The following is a 24520-nucleotide window of genomic DNA, read 5'->3' as shown; positions in this document are numbered from 1 at the left end:
ATTGAAGGTGTGCTATTTATATAACCCCGTTGTATACATTTCCGTCAATGTATGTACTATCTCTTCTAACTCTAATTTTTTATCATTTTTCACAATCGTCCAAAGAAACATCTCATTCATTGCGAACCAAGCACGTGCTACAGTTTCTTTATTTAATTCAGGATGCGCTAACCCATTTTCTTGAGAGTATGTAATATCTTGCGTAATGCTGTTTATAAATCGTTCTCGAATCTCATCCCATTTTTGACGTATCTCTTTTGATAGCCCGATTGCTTCTTCTACAACTTGTAAAATAGCTCGTTCTTTCTCTGCTAGTTGGAGGAATGCCCTCACTTGGTTTTGAATCATATTACGCGCTTCTTCTTTTGTTTGAGGGGAAAAAGAGCGCTCAGCAATATCATAAAATTGATTCATAACATCTTCCATTAAAACGGTGAGGAGATCATCTTTGTTTTTGAAGTATACATATGCCGTTCCATAACCAGTTTCTGCATGTTTAATAATTTGCGTAATGGTTGTTTTCTGAAATCCGTTATTAATAAAAACAATGTATCCGGAATGTAAAAGTTTCTTTTTAGTTTCTAAGGAGCGGTGTTTTCTTGATGAAAGAGTAGTGTTTTTCAAAAAATCACCTCTTTATACTGAAATATCTGAAAATATAATTGTATTGTAAAAGAAATTCATATATAAAGTCAACTGACATAATATCATTGACGTTATATCAACTAAGGTGATATATTTCAATTAGTTAGAATAAAAAGAAAATTAAGAGAAGGTGACACCATGTATACAGAACCATTTCAACCAACTTATGAGTATGCGCTTGAATGTGATAAACATGATGAACTGAAAGATTTTCAAACTGAATTTTATAAAAAAGAAGGAACAATATATTTAGATGGAAACTCATTAGGGCTACTTTCAAAAAGAGCAGAAAAATCATTACTTACTTTGCTAGATTCATGGAAAGAGTACGGTATTGACGGCTGGACCGAGGGTGAGCATCCGTGGTTTTTCCTTTCGGAGAAATTAGGTGAATTGACTGCGCCTCTTATTGGAGCTTTACCAGAAGAAACTATTGTAACCGGTTCCACGACAACGAATATTCATCAAGTAATCGCAACTTTCTATGAGCCGAAAGGAATTCGCACAAAAATTCTTGCGGATGAGTTGACATTCCCGTCCGATATATATGCACTTCAAAGTCAAATTCGTTTAAAAGGATTAGATCCAGATGAGAATTTAGTACGAGTGAAGAGCCGAGATGGTAGAACACTTTCTGAAGATGATATTATTCATGCAATGACAGATGATATCGCGTTAATTTTATTACCTTCTGTACTATATAGAAGTGGCCAAGTTCTTGATATGAAACGTTTAACAGCGGAAGCGCATAAGCGTGGTATTCATATCGGATTTGATTTATGTCATTCGATTGGTTCTATTCCGCATCATTTCAAAGAATGGGATGTTGATTTCGCTATTTGGTGTAATTATAAATACTTAAATGCAGGACCTGGTGGTGTTGCTGGTCTTTATGTAAATAAAAAGCATTGTAATAGACTTCCAGGATTGTCTGGATGGTTCAGCTCTAGAAAAGATAAGCAGTTTGATATGGAACATACATTAACAGCTGCTGATCATGCAGGTGCATATCAAATTGGTACCCCTCACGTATTAAGTACAGCGCCGTTAATCGGTTCTCTTGAAATTTTTAAAGAGGCTGGTATAGAACGTTTACGTGAAAAATCTTTACATATTACAAGTTACATGCTTAATTTAATTGCTCATGAATTAAGTGATTTTGAATTTACAATTGGAAATCCATTAGAGGATGAAAAACGAGGCGGGCATATTTATTTAGAGCATGCAGAAGCAGCACGCATATGTAAAGCGTTAAAAGCAAATGGAGTTATCCCTGATTTCCGTGCACCTAATGGAGTAAGACTTGCGCCAGTCGCTTTATATAACACATACGAAGAAGTGTGGAAATCTGTACAAATATTAAAGAAAATCATGAAAGATGAAGAATATAAACAGTTTGAAAATAAGAGAGAGGTTGTGGCATAAGTATGAAAACATCAGAGTGGATTGATATTTCACAACCGCTAAATAATGATATTGCTACTTGGCCAGGGGACACACCGTTCTCGTATGAAGTATCATGGCCGAAAGAAGAGAGTGGCTCAGTAAATGTTGGAAAATTAACGATGAGTATTCATACAGGTACTCATATTGATGCACCGTTTCATTTTGATAATGAAGGAAAGAAAGTAATAGATTTAGATATTCAAGTTTATGTCGGCCCAGTACGAATCATTGACGTTTCTAATCTTGAAAGCATCGGAAAAAAAGAATTAGAAAACTTTAATTTAGAAGGAGTAGAACGGTTGTTATTACGCACATCTTCACATGGTAAAGTGAATGAATTCCCAGATGTAATCCCGCATTTACATGCAGATATAGCACCGTTTCTTTCAGAGAAAGGTATACGTTTAATCGGGGTGGATGTACCGTCAGTTGATCCATTAGATGATAAAGAATTAGAAGCGCATCATCAATTGTTTAAACATGGCATACACATTTTAGAAAATGTCGTACTAGATCACGTAGCAGACGGCGATTATGAATTAATTGCATTACCACTTGCCTTAACAGATGCAGATGGAAGTCCAGTTCGAGCAGTTATTAGACCAATATAAGTAGAAATATATAAAAGGGGCGTTTGGCTAATATGAAAGAAAATGAAAAGGTAATTATGGAAAAAGGGATTCATACGGACTTTAAAGAGAATATGACGTACGGGGAATATTTACAATTAGATAGTTTACTATCTTCTCAAAAGAGATTATCAGATCACCATGATGAAATGTTGTTCATCGTTATTCACCAAGCAAGTGAACTTTGGATGAAGCTTATTTTACATGAATTACATGCAGCAATTGAATCTATTAAACAAGATAAATTACAACCAGCTTTTAAAATGTTAGCGCGTGTATCAAAAATTCAGTCGCAAATTATTCAATCTTGGGATATTCTTGCGACATTAACACCATCCGAGTACATTGAGTTTCGTGACTCGCTCGGTCAAGCTTCAGGTTTTCAATCGTATCAATATCGTATGATTGAGTATGCGCTTGGTTATAAAACGCCGCATGCATTAAAAATTTATGAAAAAGATCCAGAATTACACGCTCGACTTCATACGGCGCTACATGCACCAAGTTTGTATGATGTCGCAATTCAAGCACTTGTAAAAGAAGGATTCCCTATTCATAAAGATGTGTTGAATCGTGATATTACGCAGCCTTATGAAGAAGATGCCACGGTAGAAGCGGCATGGCTTGAAGTGTATGCCGATGTGAAAAAGTATTGGAACTTATACCAACTTGCTGAAAAATTAATCGATATTGAAGATTGGCTACAACAATGGCGTTTCCGTCATATGAAAACGGTAGAACGAATTATCGGACATAAAATGGGAACAGGTGGCTCTTCAGGTGTATCTTATTTAAAACGAGTACTTAATCAACGATTCTTCCCAGAGCTTTGGAATGTTCGCACGAAATTATAGAAACAAACCTGTCAGCTAAACTGACAGGTTTGTTTTTTTATTTGAATTCAATTATGTTTTAATAGAAGCTACAACATATAAATAAATGAAGTGATTTTTTAAACGGAGGTAAAGTTTTGAATTTCAAGCAGCTAGAAAATAAATTTGAAAAGAAAAAAGTGAATACATTTCTTGTTTATCAAAAAGGAGAATTAACAACCGAGTATTATAAAACACCCGAATGTACAAATAACTTATATAAAATAAATTCGATTACAAAAAGTATAGTATCTTTATTAATTGGTATTGCAATTGATAAAGGCTATATAAATGATATACATACACCTATTACAGAGTGGATTGAAAATGTACCTGAGGGAAAACATGATTTGACGCTTTATCACTTATTAACAATGACTACTGGTGAGGAGTGGAAAGAGTTTGGAAATGGAGTAGTATTCCCGAATGACTTTGTAGAATCAGCGAACTGGGTGCAATATATATTAGAAAAACCAATAATTGAAGAACCGGCTACAAAAATGAATTATAACTCAGGGTCTTCGCATTTACTTAGTTACATTATCCAAAAAGCTACTGGAATGCCGACAGAACAGTTTGCGAAAAGGTACTTATTTAATCCGTTAGAGATTACAGAATATGAGTGGCAACAAGATTCCCAGGGAATATATGTTGGTGGTTTCGGTATGAAAATGAAATCTAAAGATTTATTAAAACTCGGAATATTATGTTTGCAGAATGGAATTTGGCAGGGGAATGAAATTGTATCATCGAAATGGTTAGAAGAATCAAGTACACCTCTATTTGAAACGTATGAACATGTCGGGGCATATGGATATCACTGGTGGGTATTGAATAACGAAAGATTTCACATACCGTATTGTATGTACTTTGCTATGGGATACGGCGGGCAATACATCGTTGTCATTCCGCAGTTAGAGGTGGTTGCTGTAATTAGTAGTCATATGCCTAAACGTGGGCTCGTTCCATTAAAGTTATTTATTGAGCATGTACAGGAGAATTATAAGTTTGTATAAGAAGAGGAGGGACTGTATGGGGGATGTAAAAACATTATCTTTATTTAGACTATGTTTAAGCCTTCTAGCATTTAGTGCAATCATTACGCAATTTATAATACGGGCACAAGTGAAACCGTTCAATCCAGTTAATTTTTTCAGTTTCTTCACTATCGAAAGTAACATTTTAGTTGCATGTATTCTCCTTTTAAGTAGTATCGGAACAGCTACATTTGGTCGATCAGAACAGTTTGGTGTACTTCGTGGTGCAGCGGCTGTATACATACTTACTACTGGACTCATTTATTTTTTATTATTAAGAGGGTTAGAAGAATCACTTCAAACCGCAATACCATGGGTAAATACGGTGTTACATTATATCATGCCAATTGCCATGATTTTAGATTGGATATTAAATCCACCAAATAAGAAAATCACTTGGAAACAAGCCGCAAGTTGGCTCTTATTCCCGTTTTTTTACGTTCTATATAGCTTAATACGTGGTCCAATCGTGAATTGGTATCCTTATCCGTTTTTAGATCCGAGAATAAGTGGATATGGTAGAGTACTTTTATACAGTATAGGAATAGCAGTTGTAATTGGTGCTATTTGTATATTGGTAAGATTTTTAGGGAATCGAAATTTTAGAAATGAAAGAAACCCGGCTGTTTAAATTCATAACAGCCGGGTTTTTTTCGTTTTATCCCGCATTAACGGGCAGTAAGACCCCCTCCTCAAAATTCAGCGAAAGCAAAGAAGTTAGGTGGGGATCTCAACTGCCCGTAAAAGCCCGATTGGTTCAACTAATAATCAGTGGGGGATGAAGAAAACCCCCACTGATTAAAGTTTCACTTTATCTACTCGTTTTCTGAAACGACATTTTAATAAATTTCTCCGTCTTCGTTTCAAACTCTACATCAACAAAAACACCATATTCTTTTCCATCCTCACGTAGCCACAATTTAAATTTTTCAATTGTTATTTGAACGGTTTTTGGTTTTCTACCTATATGAAGGTAATCAATAATCTCCGCTTTTGGGTATTGTTCTTTCGTTTTCTCTACAGCAAGTTTACCCCATTTCGCATAAGGTGGCTGAGCATGAACAATTGATGAGCCTGTATATACATTTGAACATGTTATTAGGAACAGAAGGACGAATGCGACACGCTTTAACAATTTCTTCACGATGAACTCCTTTTATCCTTTTTTATCCCACTTTAATGGGCAGTAAGCCCCCCATCTCAAAATTCAGCGAAAGTAAAGAAATTAGGTGGGGGTCGGGCTGCTCATAAAAGTTCGATTGGTTCAACTAATAATCAGTGGGGATGAACAAAACCCCCACTGATTAAAGTCTCACTTTATATTGTTTACATATTTTTTCAACGATATTAGTTTGGATTTTTTTGTCTTCTTTACATAAAAGCGAGGCTTTTACAAAACATAACCAAGAAATCATTTCCGTAATTAAGGAGGGAAAATTATGCGCCAAAAAGCTATTTTTAAAATAGCAGTTTTGCTTGCGTTCATAGGACTGTCTTTCATGGTCAGTAGTATACAACTAAAAAATGTAGAAGCCTTTTCTAATCAGGTCATTCAAAGGGGAGCATCTGGCGAAGATGTCATTGAACTGCAATCTCGTTTGAAATATAACGGGTTTTATACAGGAAAAGTGGATGGTGTTTTCGGCTGGGGTACATACTGGGCACTTCGAAATTTTCAAGAGAAATTCGGTTTACCTGTTGATGGTTTAGCCGGAGCTAAAACGAAGCAAATGCTCGTGAAGGCAACGAAGTATGATAAGTCAACTGCTAATAAAGGAACGACAACGAATAAAGGAAATAGTGGTGGTACAGCACAAGAAAATAAACCACCTCAAAATAAAGGGACAAATGTTCCAAATGGTTATTCCCAAAATGACATTCAGCTTATGGCAAACGCAGTATATGGAGAATCTCGTGGTGAGCCGTACTTAGGACAAGTTGCAGTCGCTGCAGTTATTTTAAATCGTGTTACAAGTGCATCATTTCCAAATACTGTTTCGGGTGTGATTTTTGAGCCAAGAGCATTTACAGCGGTAGCAGACGGACAAATATATTTAACGCCAAATGAAACAGCGAAGAAAGCTGTATTAGATGCAATTAATGGATGGGATCCAACAGGAAACGCATTGTATTATTTCAATCCAGATACTGCAACAAGTAAATGGATTTGGACTCGTCCACAAATTAAAAAGATCGGGAAACATATTTTCTGTAAATAGAGCGGAGGTGGAACTATGTTACGAGGTATTATAATCGTATTATTAACAGTTGGTGTAGTCGGGACAGGATACTGGGGCTATAAAGAGCATCAAGAGAAGAATGCAGTATTAATTCGGGCAGAAAATAGCTATCAACGTGCGTTTCATGATTTAGCGTATGAGGTTGATTTATTGCACGATAAAATTGGAACAACGCTTGCGATGAATTCGCGCGCATCTTTATCGCCTGCATTAGCAGATGTATGGAGATTAACATCGGAAGCTCGTTCGGATGTAGGACAACTTCCTTTAACATTAATGCCTTTTAATAAAACGGAAGAATTTTTAGCGAATATCGGTGATTTTAGTTACCGTGCAGCCATTCGTGATTTAGAAAAAGAGCCGTTAAATGATCAAGAATACAAAACGTTGCAAACTTTATATTCCAATGCAGGAAATATACAAGATGAACTAAGAAAAGTGCAACATCTTGTTTTGAAAAACAATTTACGCTGGATGGATGTCGAGATGGCACTCGCATCAAATCGTGATCCTGCAGACAATACAATTATTGACGGATTAAAGACAGTAGAAAAAAATGTAACATCGTATTCTTCTACAAACTTCGGACCTACCTTTACAAGTGCACAAAAAAATAAAAAAGGTGGATTTGAAGCAGGAGGAAAAGCAATTTCAAAAGATGAAGCGGCGAAAATTGCAAAATCGTTTTTAAATTTAAAAGGAAATGAAAAGGTAGAAGTCGAGAAAAGCGGAAAAGGTGCGAAAGAATCTTTCTATAGTGTGAAAATTAAAGATGAGGCAACGAATAATGAGTTTTATATGGATATTACCGGGAAAGGCGGATATCCAATTTGGGTTATGAATAATCGAGAAATTAAAGAACAGAAAATTAGTTTAAACGATGCGGGAAGTAAAGGTTTGAAATTTTTAAAGGACCATAAGTTTCATAATATGGAGCTTTATGATAGCTCACAATATGATAATGTTGGTGTATTTACGTATGTAGTAAATGAGAATGGCGTACGAATTTATCCAGAAGCAATTCAAATGAAAATTGCTTTAGATGACGGTTCTATCGTCGGATTTTCGGCGAAAGAATATTTAGCATCACACCAAAAACGAACAATCCCTTCGGCAAAGCTAACTGCAGCAGAAGCAAGAAAGAAAATAAACCCTGATGTAAAGGTAATGGAAGAGCGAAAAGCAATGGTAGTAAACGATTTGCATAACGAAGTACTTTGCTATGAATTTGTAGGTACTTTAGGGAAAGATACGTACCAAATTTTCATTAATGCAAATAGCGGAGCAGAAGAAAAAGTGAAGAAAATGCAAGCTGTTGAAAAAATTTATGATTAAACTTGAATGGTAAAGTGGTGAGAATAATGAAGATTTTAATATACCTATTGATGGTTTGTTTATTAATAACTGGATGCAGTATTGGAAAAAAGGATAATCCAAACGAAAAGCCCGAGCAAAAAAATGTTTCAATGAAAAATGTTAATTATACAAATAAGTCAAATAAGCCAAATGAAAAAGCAGCGGACCATTTAGCATCTTTAGCGGCAAGTGTGCCAGGTGTAAATGATGCGACAGCGGTAGTAGTTGGGAAATATGCTATTGTAGGAATTGATGTAAAAGCGAAACTAGATCGAACACGTGTTGAGTCCATAAAATACTCTGTTGCAGAAAGCTTAAAAAACGATCCTGATGGTGCTAATGCAGTCGTTGTAGCAGATGTTGATACGTATGAAAGACTGAAACAAATTGGAAAGCAAATTAAAAAAGGAAAAACAGGTGAAGGTATACTGGATGAGTTAGCAGCAATTGTTGGCCGAGTAATGCCACAAGTTCCAAATGACATGATTGAAAATCGAGAAACGAATCCAATAAAAGATAATGATAAACAATTACCAAAAGATGAAGAACAAGAACTGAGAAAAGAACAGAATGACCAATCAAATAATCATTTAAATAAATAAATTTAACCGTAACCCTGTACTAAATTGTACAGGGTTTTTCAATATAATATTAAATATTCAGTTTATTTTTAAGGGAATATATGGTTTAATTATTATGGGAGGGACAACTGTTATGATGAAAAAAAGCACATTAATATTATGTAGTTTATGCTTAGGTTTCAGTATGACAGCGTGTGAACAGAAGAAAGAAGTAAAAAAGCAAACAGCGACTTCTTCTACTGTGATGGAAAATCAAAAGAAAGAATCTATCAATATAAATCATTTCTCCAATATAAATGAAGGAATGACTTATAAAGAAGTGAAAGATTTAATTGGTTTTGAGGGGGATTTACTCATAGAAGAAGGGGTGGAACATTCTACACAAATTAAGCAAATCTTTGCTTGGAAGGGAAGCAATCCAACTGCATTAGTTGAAATTACATTTTTAGATGGCAAAGTACATTCTAAAGTGCAGCAAGGTTTAAGTTAATAAGTAAAAAATGGGAGAGTTTATCATGAACATACATACAGGGGAAATTCAATTAGTTCCGTATAAAGAGGAATTTAAGGAAGTTATACAAACATTTACTTTACCAAGTGAACAAGTTCAATTTACATCGGACCCAGTTGAATTATTGAAAAAAGCAAAAAATGATCGTACAAAAAATGTGATTGTTATTTTAGATTACAATGGGGTACCTGTTGGTCTTTTTGCATTGCAAACAGGAGATAGAGTGCAGGAGTTCACAAAAAATGAGAACGCTTTACTTTTAACTTCATTTTCTATAAATCACAATAGACAAAGGAAGGGATACGCTAAAAAATCACTGGCACTATTACAAGAGTTTGTACAATGTTATTTTCCGATGAAAAATGAAGTTGTACTTGCTGTGAATGAAAAAAATATTCCTGCACAAAATTTATATGAAAAAGTTGGCTTCCAAGACAAAGGTTTTAGAAGAATGGGACCAATTGGTCAACAAATCATAATGCATTTACCTATCATAAAATAACGAGAAAAAACTTACTCTTGTACAAAAGTAGTAAGTTTTTTATTTAGAAAGATATATAATATATAAATAATTGAAATAGAAATGAAGGAAATACAAAATGAATCAAGTTAGAAAATGGAATATTATTGGTGGAAGGGTGATAAAAACAGGAATTGCGGTTTTTCTTACAGTTCTAGTTTGTGAATTTTTCAATATTCCAACTATATTTGCTGTTATCACCGCAATTGTAACGATTGAGCCAACTGCAACGGATTCTATAAAAAAAGGACTGATTCGTTTTCCAGCTTCAACAATTGGATCAGCATATGCAATGACTTTCACATTTTTCCTAGGTCATCAGGCGCTTTCTTATGCGTTAGCAGCGATGTTTACAATCGTTACATGTCAAAAACTAAAGTTACATGCGGGAACGTTAGTTGCAACATTAACTGCTGTTGCAATGATCCCAATTACGGCAGATCACTATTTTACTGCATTTTTAATTCGATTAGCTACTACATCTACTGGTATTATAGTGTCTACTTTAGTGAATTTTTTCATCTTACCACCACATTATGTTAAAACAATTTCGGGATGTACAGAGGAGCTATTTGTTAAAACGGCACATATTATAGAGGAATGGCTTAATGCATTAATTGAAGGGAAAGTGATAACCAAAGAGACAGCTCATAATCTATCTAAAGTGAATTTATTATTACATAAAGCGGTACAATTTGTTCAATATGAGCAAAAAGATTGGAAATATCATCGACATACAAAAAAAGAAATGAGAAGTTTTTTACTTGTACAAAAGCAACTTCATTTATTACAGCAAATTATTTATCATATAGATAATTTAGCTCGAACACCAATTGAAACATGTGACTGGTCGCAAAATGAAAAAGAGATTTTACGACGAACAATTCATTCTATAATTTCAATATTAAGAAATAATTGTAATAAAATAGATGAGGAACATTTTAAACTGATTGATGAATTAGACAAGCAATTTTGGAATTATAAAAATGATTTAGCATATTGTAAACCGAATCAATATCATCATCATTTTTCCAGTGAATCTATCATTTTATTTGAGGTATTATCTATACATGATATGTTAGAGGAATTAAAACAAATATTTGAGAAATATGAGGGGGAAAATCAATTCAATTGTTCAGTTCATTAAAATGTGGAGGATTGCTATGACAATTTATATTGCACTACTAAGAGGAATCAATGTAGGCGGTCATAAGATAATTAAAATGGCTGATTTAAAACAAACGTTTGAATCAATAGGGCTAAAACAAGTAAAAACATATATTCAAAGTGGTAATATCGTGTTCGAATCTGAAAAAGATATTGATTTTTTAAACAAACGAATACAATCTGAAATTAAAAACGTTTTTGGTTTTGATGTTCCGGTTATGTTAAGAACACATGAGGAATTTATAAACATTACCAAAAGATGCCCCTATGAAGTCAATTCATTGCGAGAAGGCGAAAGTATACATGTTGCCTTCTTAGCAAATGAACTTTCTGAATTAGAAAAAGATCAGCTACTTATGCAAAAAAATGAGACTGAAGATTGTTATATACATGAAAAAGTTGTGTATTTATTTTTCAAAAATAGCATTCGAAATTCAAAGTTAATGAATCAGTTCCAGAAGTTACATACACCAGCTACGATAAGGAATTGGCGGACTGTGAATAAATTAAAAGCGATAGTAGAAGGGATGTAAATATAAAAAGATGAGATTTTCTGTATATAGAAAATCTCATCTTTTTATTTATATTGTTTTGTGACTATAAGTTCGACAATAGGATAAATAAAGAATGAAGAACAAAGCGCGATGAACAGAGGAAGGTTTTTTATTTCATCAAGTAATAGGAATGCAAATCCTTCTGATACTATTAAAATTAAAAACATAAGGCATATAAGTACAAAATAAGAAACTTTAAAACTTTTATATTTGATTTGCTGTCCCATTTCATCTTGGCTTTCTTTCGATACTCCGTTCGGATCTCCCCAAGTAATTTGATTAATTAAATTACCGATAATTAACGAAAAAGCGAATATTGTTCCTCCTAAAATCGAACCTTCCGTTACATATTTATATGCCCCATGTATGAGAACGACAATTAATGATAAAACGATAATTATGAAAATAAATTTTTTATGGTTCAATTTAGAAATGGCACCTCCATTGTTGTAAAAAACTATTTACATCCATAGTATAAAATTTGGGAAGTTTTATGTCAAATACTTTTTACATGAAGGGTGAAACAATATTATATTTTGTTTTTACGATGAATAAAAAATTACATTACATTTGAATGTAAAAGAATGGGCTCGCATATATTTGGAAGGGATGTCAGATTAATTTAGGGGGTAGTTATGTCTATTCTTTTAAAAGCTGGTGCTGATGCAGGAAATAACGGTTTGAAGTTAATGGTGAAAGGGCAAGATCCTATTTTTATTCCGAGTATATATGCTTTATATATAGGAGAGCCTACAGGATTGTTAGATGAGGGAGATGTTTCATTATCTGAATTAGAAAATCACATTGACGTGACCATTAGTTCTCCATCGTTAATGTTAAATAATGTGCGGTATATCGTTGGAGAAAAAGTCATTCAAGATCAATTAAAAGGTACTGAAGTTGAGAAGAAATCGAATAAGTCAACTGATGAGTTAATGGTTATTACGATTCTATCTGGTTTAGCGGTAAGTGCTATGCGTCAAAGTCCAACTTCTAGTCATATTAACATTCGTTATGATTTATCTGTTGCTCTCCCTATGCAGCTTATTACACAAGAAATAGCTGCGGAAAATGCGAAACGTTATATGGGGAATCATAAGGTTGTGTTCCATTATCCAAACGGACGTGATGTTACAATTAATATTTCCATCGAATATTGTAAATGCCTACCTGAGGGTGCTTCTGGGACGTGGGGCATTGTATATGATGAAGAAGGAAATGTTGTAAAACATAAAATAGAATGTGAACAAAATAAAGTGTCAGAAATTGATTTTGTTGATAAAACATTATTATCTTTTGATATTGGTGCAGGGACAACAGAAGAAGTCGTTTCACTAGGTGTAAACTTTAGACCACAACTAAGTAAGGGTTTATCGTACGGTGTGAAAGAAACGTTACTACAAATTATTACGAGATGGAACCGGAAGTATCCAACAAAGACAATTGATAGTATTACAGAATTCAATCAAATTTATTTAAATGATAAACACCCTAGAAATGCATTATTAGTTGAGGAATCACAACCAGCACTATTAGGTTTAGCAGCGCGTGTTGCAACGGATATTATTAACAAAATTGATGATATGAAAGACGATCCATATGTATTTATTTATGGCGGGGGCGCAGTTATCATAAAAAATAGCCTGAAAATGATTTTAAAACAAAAAGGGCGTTTAACAAATGTAATCTTTGTAGATAATCCATTATTTACAAATGCACGTGGATTATTAGTCTACACTTGTTCGCCAAAATATAGAGAGCATAAGCAAAAAGAGTTAGGATTTACAAACTTAACAATAAGTTAGTTGGTGGAAGTATGCGATCTAGGCGATATAAACGTGGTGATCGAGTAAAAATTAATATTCATAAGTCAGTATCACCTGAAATGCTTGCATGGCTGAATAAACAATCAAATCCAACCAACTTCTTTTTCTTTGCAGCGCAGCAACTTTTTAAACAAGTAGGAGATATTGATGTGTCAAAAGCTATACCAAGTAGCCATGTTTTCTCGTTATACGTGGAGCCATCATCCTTATTAAAAGTAGAAGTTAATCCTTTTAAAAGCGTACCACTAGAAGCAAATAAATCCACCGATAATAAAAAAAAAAAATCATGGGAAGCTGTTGACCAATTAGATTGTCCGTTTTTTTAAACATAGAAAAATATAAGTATTGCCCATCACTATACATACGGATACAGTGATGGGCTTTTTTACATGTAAAGATAGGGGGATACAAATTGCGGCGTGCCCCTCCTATTCATTATTTTTCTATTATTTTAGCTGTATGTTCAGTAACAGCATGAATGATGTCTTCCCAGTCATCAGGATGAATCTCATGTCCGGCGCCTTCAAGAGTTAATAGAGCTGAGTTAGGAATCTCGTCGATAAGTGCGAGACCATGTTCAAAAGGGAGTGCGGTATCGTCTGTTCCGTGAATGACTAATGTAGGTGCTTGTATGGAGTGAAGCACCCCTTCATATGCATCATCGCCTTGAAGTAAAGCGTGATTAAACATGCTTAATAAATTGTTAGCTCGTTCAATTTCTTGTTTTACTTGATTATAGACTCTTTTTTCATCAAATGTGCGTTTGGACCCGCATAATAGACGGGACCCTGAAACTAAATATTCTGCTACAACATTTTCATTTGTCCAATCTAAATGCGTGCCATTTGCGTGATGTGTTAAAATTCTTTCATCCATCGGAGGTAAATCGCGCGTGTTATCGTCAGAGCCTATTATACTTGTAGCTAATAATGTTAACGATAAAATTCTTTCGGGATGTTTTACAGCAGCAATTTGAGCGATCATACCCCCTAAAGACATCCCGAATAGATGCGCTTGATCAATATGATAAGCATCAAGTACCCCAATTGCATCTTCAGCCATATCCGTAACGGAATAATTAGAAGTTCCAGGTTCATATGCGACGGAGCGCCCCACATCACGGTTATCAAAACGAATAACAAATGCCCCGCTATTCGCCAACTGTTCACAAAATTCTTCATCCCAATAAACCATTGAACACGTAGCACCCATAATTAATAAAATAGCTGGATTTTTAGGGTTTCCAAAGCTTTCTGTACATATATCAATCCCGTTTATTTTAAATATCTTTTCAGTCATAGAGTTCTCTCCATTTCTTTTGAATGTAATTAAAAACACAATTTTGAATGACTCTAAGGTGTGTGTAAGATTTTCTATGTTTCTTGCATAATTACCCCCAAAAATAAGTTTATGATAATTTAAGGAAAAAAATTTTGAGAAATATTTGTATGTTATTAAAATAAACAGTAAGGAGGAGAGGAAATGAAAGCAATTGTTATAGATCAATATGGTAGTGTTGAAGAATTAAAAGAAACACAAGTTTTAAAACCAGTTGTTAAGAATAATGAGGTATTAATACGTATTCTCGCAACATCTATTAATCCTGTTGATTGGAAAATAAGAAAAGGAGACTTACAAGAACAGTTGCGTTTTTCATTTCCAATCATTTTAGGGCTAGATGTAGCGGGAGTTATTGAAGAAGTTGGGGAAGAGATAGAATGTTTCAAAATAGGAGATAAGGTGTATACGAAACCTGAAAATATAGGGCAGGGCTCTTATGCTGAATTCATTACAGTAAAATCGGATTTAGTATCCTATATGCCTACAAATCTGAGTTTTGAAGAGGCAGCTTCTATTCCTCTTGCAGGACTTACTGCATGGCAAAGTCTTGTAGATTACGCAAAAATAAAAGAACATGACCGAGTACTTATTCATGCTGGAGCTGGTGGAGTTGGAAGTTTGGCAATCCAAATCGCAAAATCATTTGGAGCTTTTGTTGCGACAACTGCCAGTAGTAAAAATGAAGAGTTTTTAAAGTCTTTAGGGGCAGATCTCGTTATTAATTATAAAAAAGATAAATTTGAAGAATTACTATCAGATTTTGATATTGTATTAGATACAATAGGTGGGGAAGTACAAGAAAAAAGCTTTCAGATTTTAAAACCTGGTGGTGTATTAGTTTCGATTGTCCATGAACCAATTCAAAAAGTAAAAGAGATAAAATCAGGTTTTTTATGGCTAAAACCAAGCGGAAAACAATTAGAAGCATTATCAGATTTAATTGTACATGGAAAAGTAAAACCAATTATAAGTAAAGTTATGCCGTTTAGTGAGGAAGGGATTAGAGAAGCTCATAATTTGAGTGAAGGTCAGCATGTTAGAGGTAAGATTGTAATTAAAATGGAATGATAATGAAAATATTATTTATATGGTGAGTTTTATGTAATAAAAAGCAAATACCCCAAAATATTTTGGGGTATTTGCTTTTATAGCATAAACTTTCGCATTATATCATGTAATCTCTCTAATCCAATTATCATATCTTTTTCATTTAACATCGAATAGCTAACTCTTAAATGATTATTATTTGTTTCGGGATTTAATAGACAAGCTGTACCTGGTAAAAAAGACACATCTACTTCATTTACTTTTTGTAATAAGGTAAAGGGATCTATCGAATCAGGAAGAGTAATCCATAAATTAAAGCCGCCATTTGGTATTTCAAAGTGCATTTCTTTAAGTGGTGATAACATATCAATCGTTATATCACGTCTAATTTGTAAAGCCGTACGTAATTTTTCTAAATGATTTTTCATACGTTCTGCACGTAAAAATGGTAGAAGTGCTTTTTGTGTTAATAAAGGACTACCGATATCCATTGAACCTTTTACAGCATATAACCATTCGAAAATAGGGCCATCGGCAATAAGTGATGCGATACGCAGTCCTGGTGCTAACGTTTTACTAAATCCTTTTATATATATTACGTGACCGTTTGTATCAAAATTTTTAATAGGAGGGGGAACAGTCACGCCCTCAAAATATATTTCACCGAAAGAATCATCTTCAATGATAAAAAACTCATATAGCTCTGCCAATTCTATAAGTTCCATTCTCCGTTCTTTACTCATTACTGTACCTGTTGGGTTCTGAAAAGTTGGATTCGTATACAATAAAACGGGATTTTTACTTTGACAAATATCATCGATTAAGTCGGAGCGAATTCCATAATTATCAAGAGAAACAGGTATAATTCGAGCCCCTTTATTGATGAAAATATCAAGCGCAGCACTATAACAAGGACTTTCCACTAATACAATATCACCAGGTTTTATTAGTGTTTGAGCAATTAAATCAATTCCTTGTTGTGCTCCGCTTGTAATTAATAACTGAGATGGATCTGTCAATAATTTTTGGTGTTCATTTAAGTGATTTGCTATTTCAACTCGCAATTCATAATCTCCTTGAACTGGTCCATAAGTTGCTAGAATCATCTGGTCTTTATTAAGTATTTTATGCATTTCGTCTGCCAAGAATGGATTTGGCAATAAACGAGGATATAAAATCGCTTGTGAAAAATCGTAATATTTCCGGTGCTGATTCATTGCATATTGAGATCGCATAACATTAATCGTTTTCGTTTGTTGCCATTTATACGGAACTGTTTTGAAATTTTTCTTTACATGTTTTTGTATATAAGCCCCTTTACCTTGTTCAATTCGTATATATTCTTTCTTTTCTAGCTGTTTATACGCCTTACGAACAGTTAATAGACTAATCTGTAAATCTTCGGCCATCGAGCGTAAAGATGGAAGTGAGTCACCATGTGAAAGCATGCCGCTTTGTACTCTTTCAACGATTTGCATATATATTTGCTGGTAATACGGTATGTTGGATTCTTTACGAAGGACAATCTTCATGGTTTCACCTTTTTCTTTTTTATTTAATTTAAGCGGAAAATATAAAGAGAATCAACTACGATTTTAGGAAACTGTTATATACATAAATACACTGTTATACACCATACCTTCTATACTCATGTTAAGAGTAAAAAGGAGGAAGAAAAATGGTCATTTTCAATTATATTTTAGTATGTATAATTTTTGGAACAACATTTTTAACAATAAAAATCGGAATTGAAGCAGGTGCACCCCCATTATTTTCGGCAGGAATTCGTTTCTTTCTAGCAGGAGTAATCTTAATGATTATATTTAAGCTAAAACGAAAAGAAATTATGCCACATATATTTTCAAAACGTATTATATATGCTGGTTTTTGCTTAACGTTTATGACATTCGCAAGTTTGTACTGGGCGGAACAATATATTTCTTCAGGGCTAGCTGCTGTGCTATCTGCTACGGGACCGATGATGATTTTGTTATTACAGGCAAAGAGAAATAAGACAAAATTACAAAAGGAGCAACTTCTTGCTTTAATCATTGCGCTAATAGGCGTTGTTTTTGTTTCTTTACCAGGAATGCACCAAGAAGTAAGTTTTATATGGAGTATCGCTTGTTTTGTATTAATAATAGGAGAGTTATTTTACGGAATAGGCTCTATTTACTCAAAAGAAATACTTTCGGATTTACAAAATGTATCGCCATTTCTCATAAATGGTATTCAAATGTTTTATGGAGGAGTGTTACTACTAATCGCCTCCATCATAGTAGAACAACCGAATGTAACTGTATTAGCTTCATGGAGTGTACAGTGGCCTATTTTATATCTTATCTTTATCGGATCAATTGGTGGACACGGATTATATTATTGGCTCTTATCAAAAACAAATCCTGTATTCCCGTCAACGTGGTTATACGTATCACCGTTAATTGCTATTATAGTAGGATATATTATATTAGGAGAACCTTTAAACGCTACAATGGGAATAGGTGCATGTTTCATTTTGGTTGGTGTATTTTTAGCTAATCGATCCACACTCCGGTCTTATTTCAGAAAAGGGAGATTATTTGAGAAAGAAATGTAATTATATAAAGAAGCAGTCCTGTATATAGCAGGGCTGCTTTCATTTTATTCATGATACGGATTGACTTTATTTATTGGAAAGGCGTAATATTATTAAGCTATATGAAAGAGATCTGCAAGAAGAGGGGAGTTATTATGAAAATAAATTGGACTGAAGTCAAGGAAAAAATTCGACCGCAAATTTCAAAACCATCATATGAAACTTGGTTTACGAATACTACTGTTTATTTAGAGGATGATATATTAACAATTTATTGTCCAAATGAATTTGCACGTGACTGGTTAGAATCTCATTATAAAGAATTAGTATTTAATACATTAAGAGAAATGTTTAATACGACGTTTGAAATTCAGTTTGATCTATGTAATGGCGAACCATCTAAGTTGAAAGATATTCAAAAAGCAAGGCTTAGTAGCTGGGATGAAGTAAAGAAAGCGTTAAGACCAAAATTAGCGGAGAAAACATTTATGACGTGGATTAGAAATACAAATGCTACGATAGAAGATAATAAATTAATAATCTTTTGTGAAGATGCGTTTCATCGTGACTTGCTTGAAGGGGAGTATAAAAATATAATTTCAAGTACCGTACAGAAAATAACCGATGAAAAATATCAAATTTGGTTCGAAATAGAATCAAGCGCTACTTCTAAAGCACAGGTTCATCACGTGCAAAATAATCAACGTACTTCCGGACAAGAGGAATCAAAAACAATTTGGAATAAAATAAAAGATAAAATACAATTAAAAATTTCGAGACCGTCATATGAAACTTGGGTCAAAGAAACGACAGCTAGAATAAATGAAGATTCATTGATCATTTATTTTGAAAACGAATTCCAACAAGAGTGGGTTAAAAAGTCTTATAAAGATTTAATTTCGCAAATAGCTAAAGAGTTAACTGGAAATACATATGAAATTCAATTTGAATTAAAATCAAATACAAATACAACCAGTAATAATGAAAAATCAACAATTGAAGATATCACTTCCGAATTAGGAGAGCAGTTCAAAGTCTCTAATAACAGTTTAAAATATAATGATGTAGATGAGAGCAATAAACGTATTCGAGCGTTAGAAGCAAAAATAATGAACTTGGAAAAGGTCATTGGTACATTAGTAGAAAAATTAGATGCAGTAGAATTAAAAACACAGTTGGAAAAATAACCAACTGTGTTTTTTTACTTAATTCGCTTTTTTTATAAACCCTTTATAATGACGTTTTACAAGCTGACTTTCTAACGTTTTCATTGTTTCAAGTGCCACACCGACAATGATCAGTAAGCTTGTACCACCAATTTGTGCAGAAGGTGGTAATGTAGCAATTTTCGTGAATACGAGCGGTAAAATTGAAATTGCACCTAAGAAAATCGCGCCGATAAATGTTAAACGGTATAAAATTTTCGTTACATATTGTTCTGTTGATTTGCCAGGACGAATACCAGGCACATATCCATTTTGCTTTTTCAAATTCTCAGCCATTTGTTCAGGATTTACTTGAATAAATGCGTAGAAGTATGTGAAAGCAACGATAAGACCGACATAAAGTGTCATTCCAAATGGATGTGCAAAATCAAGATTTGCAACTATCCATTTTGAGACGCTTGAATCAGGGAAGAGCTGCGCAATTGTACGCGGCGTCATTAAAAATGCAGAAGCAAAGATTACTGGAATTACACCAGCACTATTTACTTTAAGAGGTAAATGAGTGTTTTTTGCTCCTTGATATTGATTGTTTCCTGAAACAGCTTTTGCATATTGAATCGGTATTTTACGCACGGCTTGTTGTATGTAAATAACGCCAACAACTATCGCTAAAATTACGAGACCAATTAAGACCATCTTTATGATGTGCATGAATAATTGATCGCCTGCATTTTGAAATTGTTGCAAATAAATTTGGTTCGCAACATTTGGAATCGCTGCTACAAGTCCTGCGAAGATAATCATCGAAATACCATTACCTACTCCATTAGCGGTAATTTGTTCACCTAACCAAAGTAAAAATGCAGTACCTGCAGTTAAAACTGTCGCAATAAATAAGTATGTAGTCCAGCTTTGATCTGTTATTAATTGTCCGCCTGCTATATTATTAAAACCATAAGACATCCCAATGGCTTGTATGAATGCGAGAATGATTGTAAAGTATCGAGTGAATTGAGCTGATTTCTTACGGCCCATCTCACCTTGCTTTGCCCATTCCGAAAATTTAGGTATAACATCCATTTGTAGTAATTGTACTATGATGGAAGCTGTAATATAAGGTGTAATACCTACAGCAAAGATTGAGAAGTGTTGCAGTGCTCCTCCGCCAAATACGTTTAGCATACCTAAAACGTTAGCTTGATCTTGTACTTTTAATACCTCTGCGTTAGTATGAGGAACTGGAATAAACGTGCCAATTCGAAAAACAATTAGCATCGCTAATGTAAAAAGAATTTTGTTTCTTATCTCAGCTACTCTCATGAAATTTGAAATCGTACGAAACATTTTGTCGCCTCCTATATTTTTATCAGTTTAAAACTGATTATTATATCCCGATGAAGTAACCACAAACCTCCTTCCGCATTAAATTCATTTGACAAATGGATTTATATACATTTTGTAGTTTTCATGGATATAAAAATATAAGGTATTTTTTAGCGACCAATAAGCTTTCGTAATCATTCAATACACATAATATATCGAATAAATTAACAAATGTACATACATACGCATGAAAAATGAATGAATAGGGGCATTTTTTACATTTATTTAATGATAAATTGATATGACATGTTATTAATTGTTGTTTTTTCTGGGAGGGTAGATTAGAAAAAAAAAAAACACCCTTAAAAAGGTGTTTTTTTATCCACAAGTTCATAAAACGTATTTCAAATATTTAACAGCACCATTTCGGTTTATTAATAGTTTGACTGTTTGGAAATTCTATATAATCTAGGTAAATTCGTTGTAATAGATACAATTTACCGCTTGTTGGATCTTCAATGGTAAAATAGTCAGTTCCAGCTGATGTAAGAATCCCGGTGTATGATTGTGTACCAAGTGATGAATCTCTCACATATGTCAAAACCACCGTAACTTGTACACCTATATTGGTACATAAAAAATCTTGAACACTACAATTGCAATCATTATACGAGTTTTTTTGCATCAATATGACCCCTTTAGTTTTTAATATACTATTTAAGTTTCTAGTAATGTGCTTGGACGATGAAAAGAATTCTATCAAGCCATTTAGTATAAAAGAATATTTTTTGTGAAAACATCCAGCTCTTTAAAATCAGTATCTATTCATTCATTGTTCTTATTTGTAGCATATTTCCGCGTGTTTTCATTGGAGTTTTGTACTATTAATGAAGGGATATTTATTAATGAAGTCTAAATAAATGGAGTAGATAGTTATAAAGGGGCTGATATAAATGAAAGTGACTATAAAAAAATTACCACCATTAAAAGTAGCCTATATAAGACGAACTGGTAGTTATTTTGAACCACAAGATCACTGGGGAAGGTTATTACAGTGGGCAAATGAAAATAAACTTTATCCACCGGAGCAATCATTTATCGGAATCTCATTAGATAATCCTGAACTTGTTGCAAGCCATATGTGCCGACATGATGCTTGCGTGACCATACCTGAAAACTTTGAAAAAGAACAACATGAGGGTGTGCAATTTAAAAGTGTAGATGGAGGTCTATACGCTCTATACGAATTCTATGATGAACCTCATAAATTAAGTGTAGCGTATCAATACATGTACGCAGAGTGGCTACCAAATAGTGAGTATGATGCAGATTATGATAGAGATAATTTAGAGTTTTGCTTAAATAATGTTGCAGAAGATTTAGAAGGAAAGTTAAAGGTTGATTTATTTGTGCCAATTAAAAAAGTACCAATAAATATGAATGCAAATAAGTAGTATGTTTCTTTCTAGCATTATCTTTACTATATTATTTATTTACTAATCAAACAGTAACGGAGGATACCGGTGTATTGGATGATGTATTTTTAAAAGGTTATTGGGTAGAGAAATCATTAAATAAACAATTAAATGAGACGAGCATATACTAATAAATGACACAATGCATAATTTATAATCGTATTTGAAGAGCACCTTAAAGTGCTCTTTTTTTATTGAAATTCATGCACTTATATAAGTTGTTCTTAATTTGAATCATCGTCCTTACATTATGTAATTTTGCATAATGTTACATAAATTGTGTATTTTCCCTTTTTTTCGACAGGAACAGGAAGTATACTTTGTACAAGCTTTCTATTTCAAAATTATACGAGGTGAAAAAATGAAAAACAAAAAGACGTTAACTAAGGTAGCATTAACAACAGGTTTAGCTTTAACAGCAGTAGCACCGTATGGAGTAGGTCATGCAGAGGAAACAGATCAACTACAAGTTCAAATTCAGGAGGAATCATTCCGTTCAGGTGAACTTACACAACCGTCACAAAAGGCACCAGAGAATGTAGTAAAAGATGCTCTTAAGGAGAAAACAGAACAAGCCCTTTCTTCAAAGCAAGTCAATGGAGAAACTGGAGTAGATTATAAAGTTCTTCAAAAACGTGATTCATATGATGGGACTACACTTGTACGTATACAACAAACATATGAAGGAAAAGAAGTATATGGCCATCAATTAACTGCACACGTAGATAATAACGGTGTTATTAAAAGTGTTTCAGGCGATAGCGCGCAAAATTTAAAACAAGAAGAATTGAAAAAGCCTATCAATCTATCAAAAGATGAAGCGAAACAATATATTTATAAGAAGTACGGGAACGATATCAATTTTATTTCTGAGCCAGAAGTTAAGGAAGTTATTTTTGTGGATGAAAAGAATGGACAAGCTAGCAATGCGTACCAGGTTACATTTGAAGCTGCCACACCAAAATATGTTTCTGGTACATATTTAGTAAATGCACAAAATGGTGATATGTTAAAAAATATGGTGCAAGAGTCTAACTTAAAAGCCAGTGACAAATTAGTTAGCGCTTTAAAGAATAGTAAAAAAAGCAGTCTTACGTCATTAACAGGCACTGGCAAAGATGATTTAGGTATCTCTCGTTCATTTGGTATTTCTAAACAAAGTAATGGCAAATATGCTTTGGCTGATTATACAAGAGGGCAAGGAATTGAAACATATGATGTGAATTACAGAGATATTACTAAAGAAGAAAGCTATTATCCTGGTACATTAGCAACTAGTACTTCGATAACATTTAACGATCCAAAAGCAGTAAGTGCTCATTACTTAGCAACAAAAGTTTTTGATTTTTATAAAGATAAATACAATCGTAATAGCTTTGATAATAAGGGACAAAAGGTAGTTTCAGTTGTACACGCTTGGGATTCTGAAGAGACGAATAATCCGAAAAATTGGCAGAATGCATTAAGTGCTAATAATGGTAGTATGCTTGTATATGGAGATCCTATCGTCAAAGCATATGACGTGGCTGGGCATGAATTTACACATGCTGTTACTTCTAGTGAATCTAATCTTGAATATTACGGTGAATCTGGTGCGATAAATGAGGCACTATCTGATATTATGGGAACATCTATTGAGAAATACGTAAATAATGGAAGCTTTAACTGGACGATGGGAGAACAAACTGGATCTGTCTTCCGTGATATGGAAAACCCAGCTTCTGTTCCATCTTCACTTGGAGTACCTTATCCAGATGATTACAGTGAATTTAACGATTTTAATGGATGGGATCAAGGCGGCGTTCACTTTAACTCAAGTATTATTAATAAAGTTGCATATCTCATTGCAAAAGGCGGAACTCATAATGGTGTAACTGTTAAAGGAATTGGTGAAGATAAAATGTTCGATATCTTCTATTACGCAAATACAGATGAGTTAAACATGACTTCTAATTTCAAAGAATTGAGATCAGCATGTATTCGAGTGGCAACTAGTAAATATGGTGCGAATACAGCGGAAGTTCAGGCGGTACAAAAGGCATTTGATGCAGCAAAAATTAAGTAAGTTAGAAATATAGTTATTATTCATTTATTATTACATTATGAAAAACAGCTAATATCCTTAAAGGACATTAGCTGTTTTTTTACGTAACTATGCATTAGTGAAAATATACTTACTTAACAATAATTAGGGAGGGTATCTTTAAAA

Annotated in this window: 26 protein-coding genes; 19 read left to right on the top strand and 7 right to left on the bottom strand. The window is 33.7% G+C overall.

All coding sequences use genetic code 11. The features are described 5' to 3' along the window. Positions 1 to 12: 12 nt before the first annotated feature. Entirely contained in the window at positions 13 to 624 is a 612-nt protein-coding gene (locus tag MKY00_RS13525) for a TetR/AcrR family transcriptional regulator (protein ID WP_016717658.1), read from the bottom strand. 159 nt (positions 625 to 783) lie between these two features. Here MKY00_RS13525 and kynU point away from each other — a divergent pair, with 159 nt between their 5' ends. The 5 genes from kynU (at position 784) to MKY00_RS13500 (ending at position 5260) form a co-directional block, all read left to right on the top strand. Next, a complete protein-coding gene (gene kynU, locus MKY00_RS13520; RefSeq protein WP_000287847.1) occupies positions 784 to 2070 on the top strand; it encodes a kynureninase in 1287 nt (428 codons plus the stop codon). A gap of 2 nt (positions 2071 to 2072) precedes the next feature. After that, complete coding sequence (gene kynB / locus MKY00_RS13515) at positions 2073 to 2702, top strand: arylformamidase (RefSeq protein ID WP_000858052.1); 630 nt, start codon at positions 2073 to 2075, stop codon at positions 2700 to 2702. A gap of 32 nt (positions 2703 to 2734) precedes the next feature. Next, positions 2735 to 3574 carry a tryptophan 2,3-dioxygenase gene (kynA, locus tag MKY00_RS13510; protein ID WP_016717657.1) on the top strand — a complete coding sequence of 280 codons (840 nt, stop codon included), beginning with the start codon at positions 2735 to 2737 and terminating at the stop codon, positions 3572 to 3574. A gap of 116 nt (positions 3575 to 3690) precedes the next feature. Further along, positions 3691 to 4608, top strand: coding sequence for a serine hydrolase domain-containing protein (locus tag MKY00_RS13505; RefSeq protein ID WP_001009748.1), 918 nt, complete (start codon positions 3691 to 3693; stop codon positions 4606 to 4608). Between the two features lie 16 nt (positions 4609 to 4624). Further along, the gene (locus MKY00_RS13500; RefSeq protein ID WP_016717656.1) at positions 4625 to 5260 is read left to right on the top strand and encodes a Pr6Pr family membrane protein; all 636 of its coding nucleotides are present in this window, start codon (positions 4625 to 4627) and stop codon (positions 5258 to 5260) included. A 180-nt stretch (positions 5261 to 5440) separates the two neighbouring features. On the opposite strand, the gene MKY00_RS13495 is transcribed toward MKY00_RS13500, so the two are convergent. After that, positions 5441 to 5773 (bottom strand): DUF3889 domain-containing protein, encoded by a 333-nt coding sequence (locus MKY00_RS13495; protein WP_016717655.1) that lies wholly within the window; start codon positions 5771 to 5773, stop codon positions 5441 to 5443. A gap of 295 nt (positions 5774 to 6068) precedes the next feature. Here MKY00_RS13495 and sleB point away from each other — a divergent pair, with 295 nt between their 5' ends. The 7 genes from sleB (at position 6069) to MKY00_RS13460 (ending at position 11537) form a co-directional block, all read left to right on the top strand. Further along, the gene (sleB, locus tag MKY00_RS13490) at positions 6069 to 6848 is read left to right on the top strand and encodes a spore cortex-lytic enzyme (RefSeq protein WP_001249040.1); all 780 of its coding nucleotides are present in this window, start codon (positions 6069 to 6071) and stop codon (positions 6846 to 6848) included. A 15-nt stretch (positions 6849 to 6863) separates the two neighbouring features. Beyond that, positions 6864 to 8204 (top strand): germination protein YpeB, encoded by a 1341-nt coding sequence (ypeB, locus tag MKY00_RS13485; RefSeq protein WP_000943716.1) that lies wholly within the window; start codon positions 6864 to 6866, stop codon positions 8202 to 8204. Between the two features lie 26 nt (positions 8205 to 8230). Then, positions 8231 to 8827, top strand: a complete 597-nt coding sequence (locus tag MKY00_RS13480) for a YhcN/YlaJ family sporulation lipoprotein (RefSeq protein ID WP_000697993.1) — start codon at positions 8231 to 8233, stop codon at positions 8825 to 8827. 112 nt (positions 8828 to 8939) lie between these two features. Beyond that, complete coding sequence (locus tag MKY00_RS13475; RefSeq protein WP_000976539.1) at positions 8940 to 9296, top strand: lipoprotein; 357 nt, start codon at positions 8940 to 8942, stop codon at positions 9294 to 9296. 25 nt (positions 9297 to 9321) lie between these two features. Next, a complete protein-coding gene (locus MKY00_RS13470) occupies positions 9322 to 9819 on the top strand; it encodes a GNAT family N-acetyltransferase (protein WP_016717654.1) in 498 nt (165 codons plus the stop codon). A gap of 97 nt (positions 9820 to 9916) precedes the next feature. Then, positions 9917 to 10984: an aromatic acid exporter family protein gene (locus MKY00_RS13465; protein ID WP_016717653.1), complete on the top strand. Its 1068-nt coding sequence runs from the start codon at positions 9917 to 9919 to the stop codon at positions 10982 to 10984. A 16-nt stretch (positions 10985 to 11000) separates the two neighbouring features. Continuing rightward, positions 11001 to 11537 (top strand): DUF1697 domain-containing protein, encoded by a 537-nt coding sequence (locus MKY00_RS13460; RefSeq protein WP_016717652.1) that lies wholly within the window; start codon positions 11001 to 11003, stop codon positions 11535 to 11537. A 44-nt stretch (positions 11538 to 11581) separates the two neighbouring features. Here MKY00_RS13460 and MKY00_RS13455 read toward each other — a convergent pair whose 3' ends face one another. Continuing rightward, the gene (locus tag MKY00_RS13455) at positions 11582 to 11983 is read right to left on the bottom strand and encodes a hypothetical protein (RefSeq protein ID WP_016717651.1); all 402 of its coding nucleotides are present in this window, start codon (positions 11981 to 11983) and stop codon (positions 11582 to 11584) included. A gap of 210 nt (positions 11984 to 12193) precedes the next feature. Here MKY00_RS13455 and MKY00_RS13450 point away from each other — a divergent pair, with 210 nt between their 5' ends. Both MKY00_RS13450 and MKY00_RS13445 read left to right on the top strand, forming a co-directional pair. Beyond that, positions 12194 to 13363: a ParM/StbA family protein gene (locus MKY00_RS13450; protein ID WP_000025611.1), complete on the top strand. Its 1170-nt coding sequence runs from the start codon at positions 12194 to 12196 to the stop codon at positions 13361 to 13363. An 11-nt stretch (positions 13364 to 13374) separates the two neighbouring features. Continuing rightward, positions 13375 to 13710 carry a hypothetical protein gene (locus MKY00_RS13445; RefSeq protein ID WP_001257756.1) on the top strand — a complete coding sequence of 112 codons (336 nt, stop codon included), beginning with the start codon at positions 13375 to 13377 and terminating at the stop codon, positions 13708 to 13710. Between the two features lie 109 nt (positions 13711 to 13819). On the opposite strand, the gene MKY00_RS13440 is transcribed toward MKY00_RS13445, so the two are convergent. After that, a complete protein-coding gene (locus MKY00_RS13440) occupies positions 13820 to 14683 on the bottom strand; it encodes an alpha/beta fold hydrolase (protein ID WP_016717650.1) in 864 nt (287 codons plus the stop codon). A 183-nt stretch (positions 14684 to 14866) separates the two neighbouring features. On the opposite strand from MKY00_RS13440, the gene MKY00_RS13435 reads away from it, so the two are divergent. Further along, a complete protein-coding gene (locus MKY00_RS13435) occupies positions 14867 to 15793 on the top strand; it encodes an NADP-dependent oxidoreductase (protein WP_016717649.1) in 927 nt (308 codons plus the stop codon). Between the two features lie 77 nt (positions 15794 to 15870). Here MKY00_RS13435 and pdxR read toward each other — a convergent pair whose 3' ends face one another. Continuing rightward, positions 15871 to 17304: a MocR-like pyridoxine biosynthesis transcription factor PdxR gene (gene pdxR, locus MKY00_RS13430; protein ID WP_016717648.1), complete on the bottom strand. Its 1434-nt coding sequence runs from the start codon at positions 17302 to 17304 to the stop codon at positions 15871 to 15873. 146 nt (positions 17305 to 17450) lie between these two features. On the opposite strand from pdxR, the gene MKY00_RS13425 reads away from it, so the two are divergent. Further along, complete coding sequence (locus tag MKY00_RS13425) at positions 17451 to 18368, top strand: DMT family transporter (RefSeq protein WP_016717647.1); 918 nt, start codon at positions 17451 to 17453, stop codon at positions 18366 to 18368. Positions 18369 to 18502: 134 nt separating this feature from the next. After that, positions 18503 to 19534: a DnaA N-terminal domain-containing protein gene (locus MKY00_RS13420; RefSeq protein ID WP_016717646.1), complete on the top strand. Its 1032-nt coding sequence runs from the start codon at positions 18503 to 18505 to the stop codon at positions 19532 to 19534. An 18-nt stretch (positions 19535 to 19552) separates the two neighbouring features. Here MKY00_RS13420 and secY read toward each other — a convergent pair whose 3' ends face one another. Together secY and MKY00_RS13410 are read right to left on the bottom strand one after the other, a co-directional pair. After that, the gene (gene secY / locus MKY00_RS13415; protein ID WP_016717645.1) at positions 19553 to 20857 is read right to left on the bottom strand and encodes a preprotein translocase subunit SecY; all 1305 of its coding nucleotides are present in this window, start codon (positions 20855 to 20857) and stop codon (positions 19553 to 19555) included. Positions 20858 to 21248: 391 nt separating this feature from the next. After that, on the bottom strand, positions 21249 to 21521 hold the full coding sequence (locus tag MKY00_RS13410) for a spore coat protein GerQ (protein WP_016717644.1): 273 nt from the start codon (positions 21519 to 21521) through the stop codon (positions 21249 to 21251). 268 nt (positions 21522 to 21789) lie between these two features. Here MKY00_RS13410 and MKY00_RS13405 point away from each other — a divergent pair, with 268 nt between their 5' ends. Together MKY00_RS13405 and MKY00_RS13400 are read left to right on the top strand one after the other, a co-directional pair. Then, positions 21790 to 22290 carry an AraC family transcriptional regulator gene (locus MKY00_RS13405; protein ID WP_016717643.1) on the top strand — a complete coding sequence of 167 codons (501 nt, stop codon included), beginning with the start codon at positions 21790 to 21792 and terminating at the stop codon, positions 22288 to 22290. A 382-nt stretch (positions 22291 to 22672) separates the two neighbouring features. Beyond that, a complete protein-coding gene (locus tag MKY00_RS13400; RefSeq protein WP_016717642.1) occupies positions 22673 to 24376 on the top strand; it encodes a M4 family metallopeptidase in 1704 nt (567 codons plus the stop codon). Positions 24377 to 24520: the final 144 nt, after the last annotated feature.

This window comes from Bacillus sp. FSL R9-9834 (assembly GCF_038006905.1).
GTDB lineage: Bacteria > Bacillota > Bacilli > Bacillales > Bacillaceae_G > Bacillus_A > Bacillus_A pacificus.
This window is presented reverse-complemented; position numbering and strand designations above follow the sequence as displayed.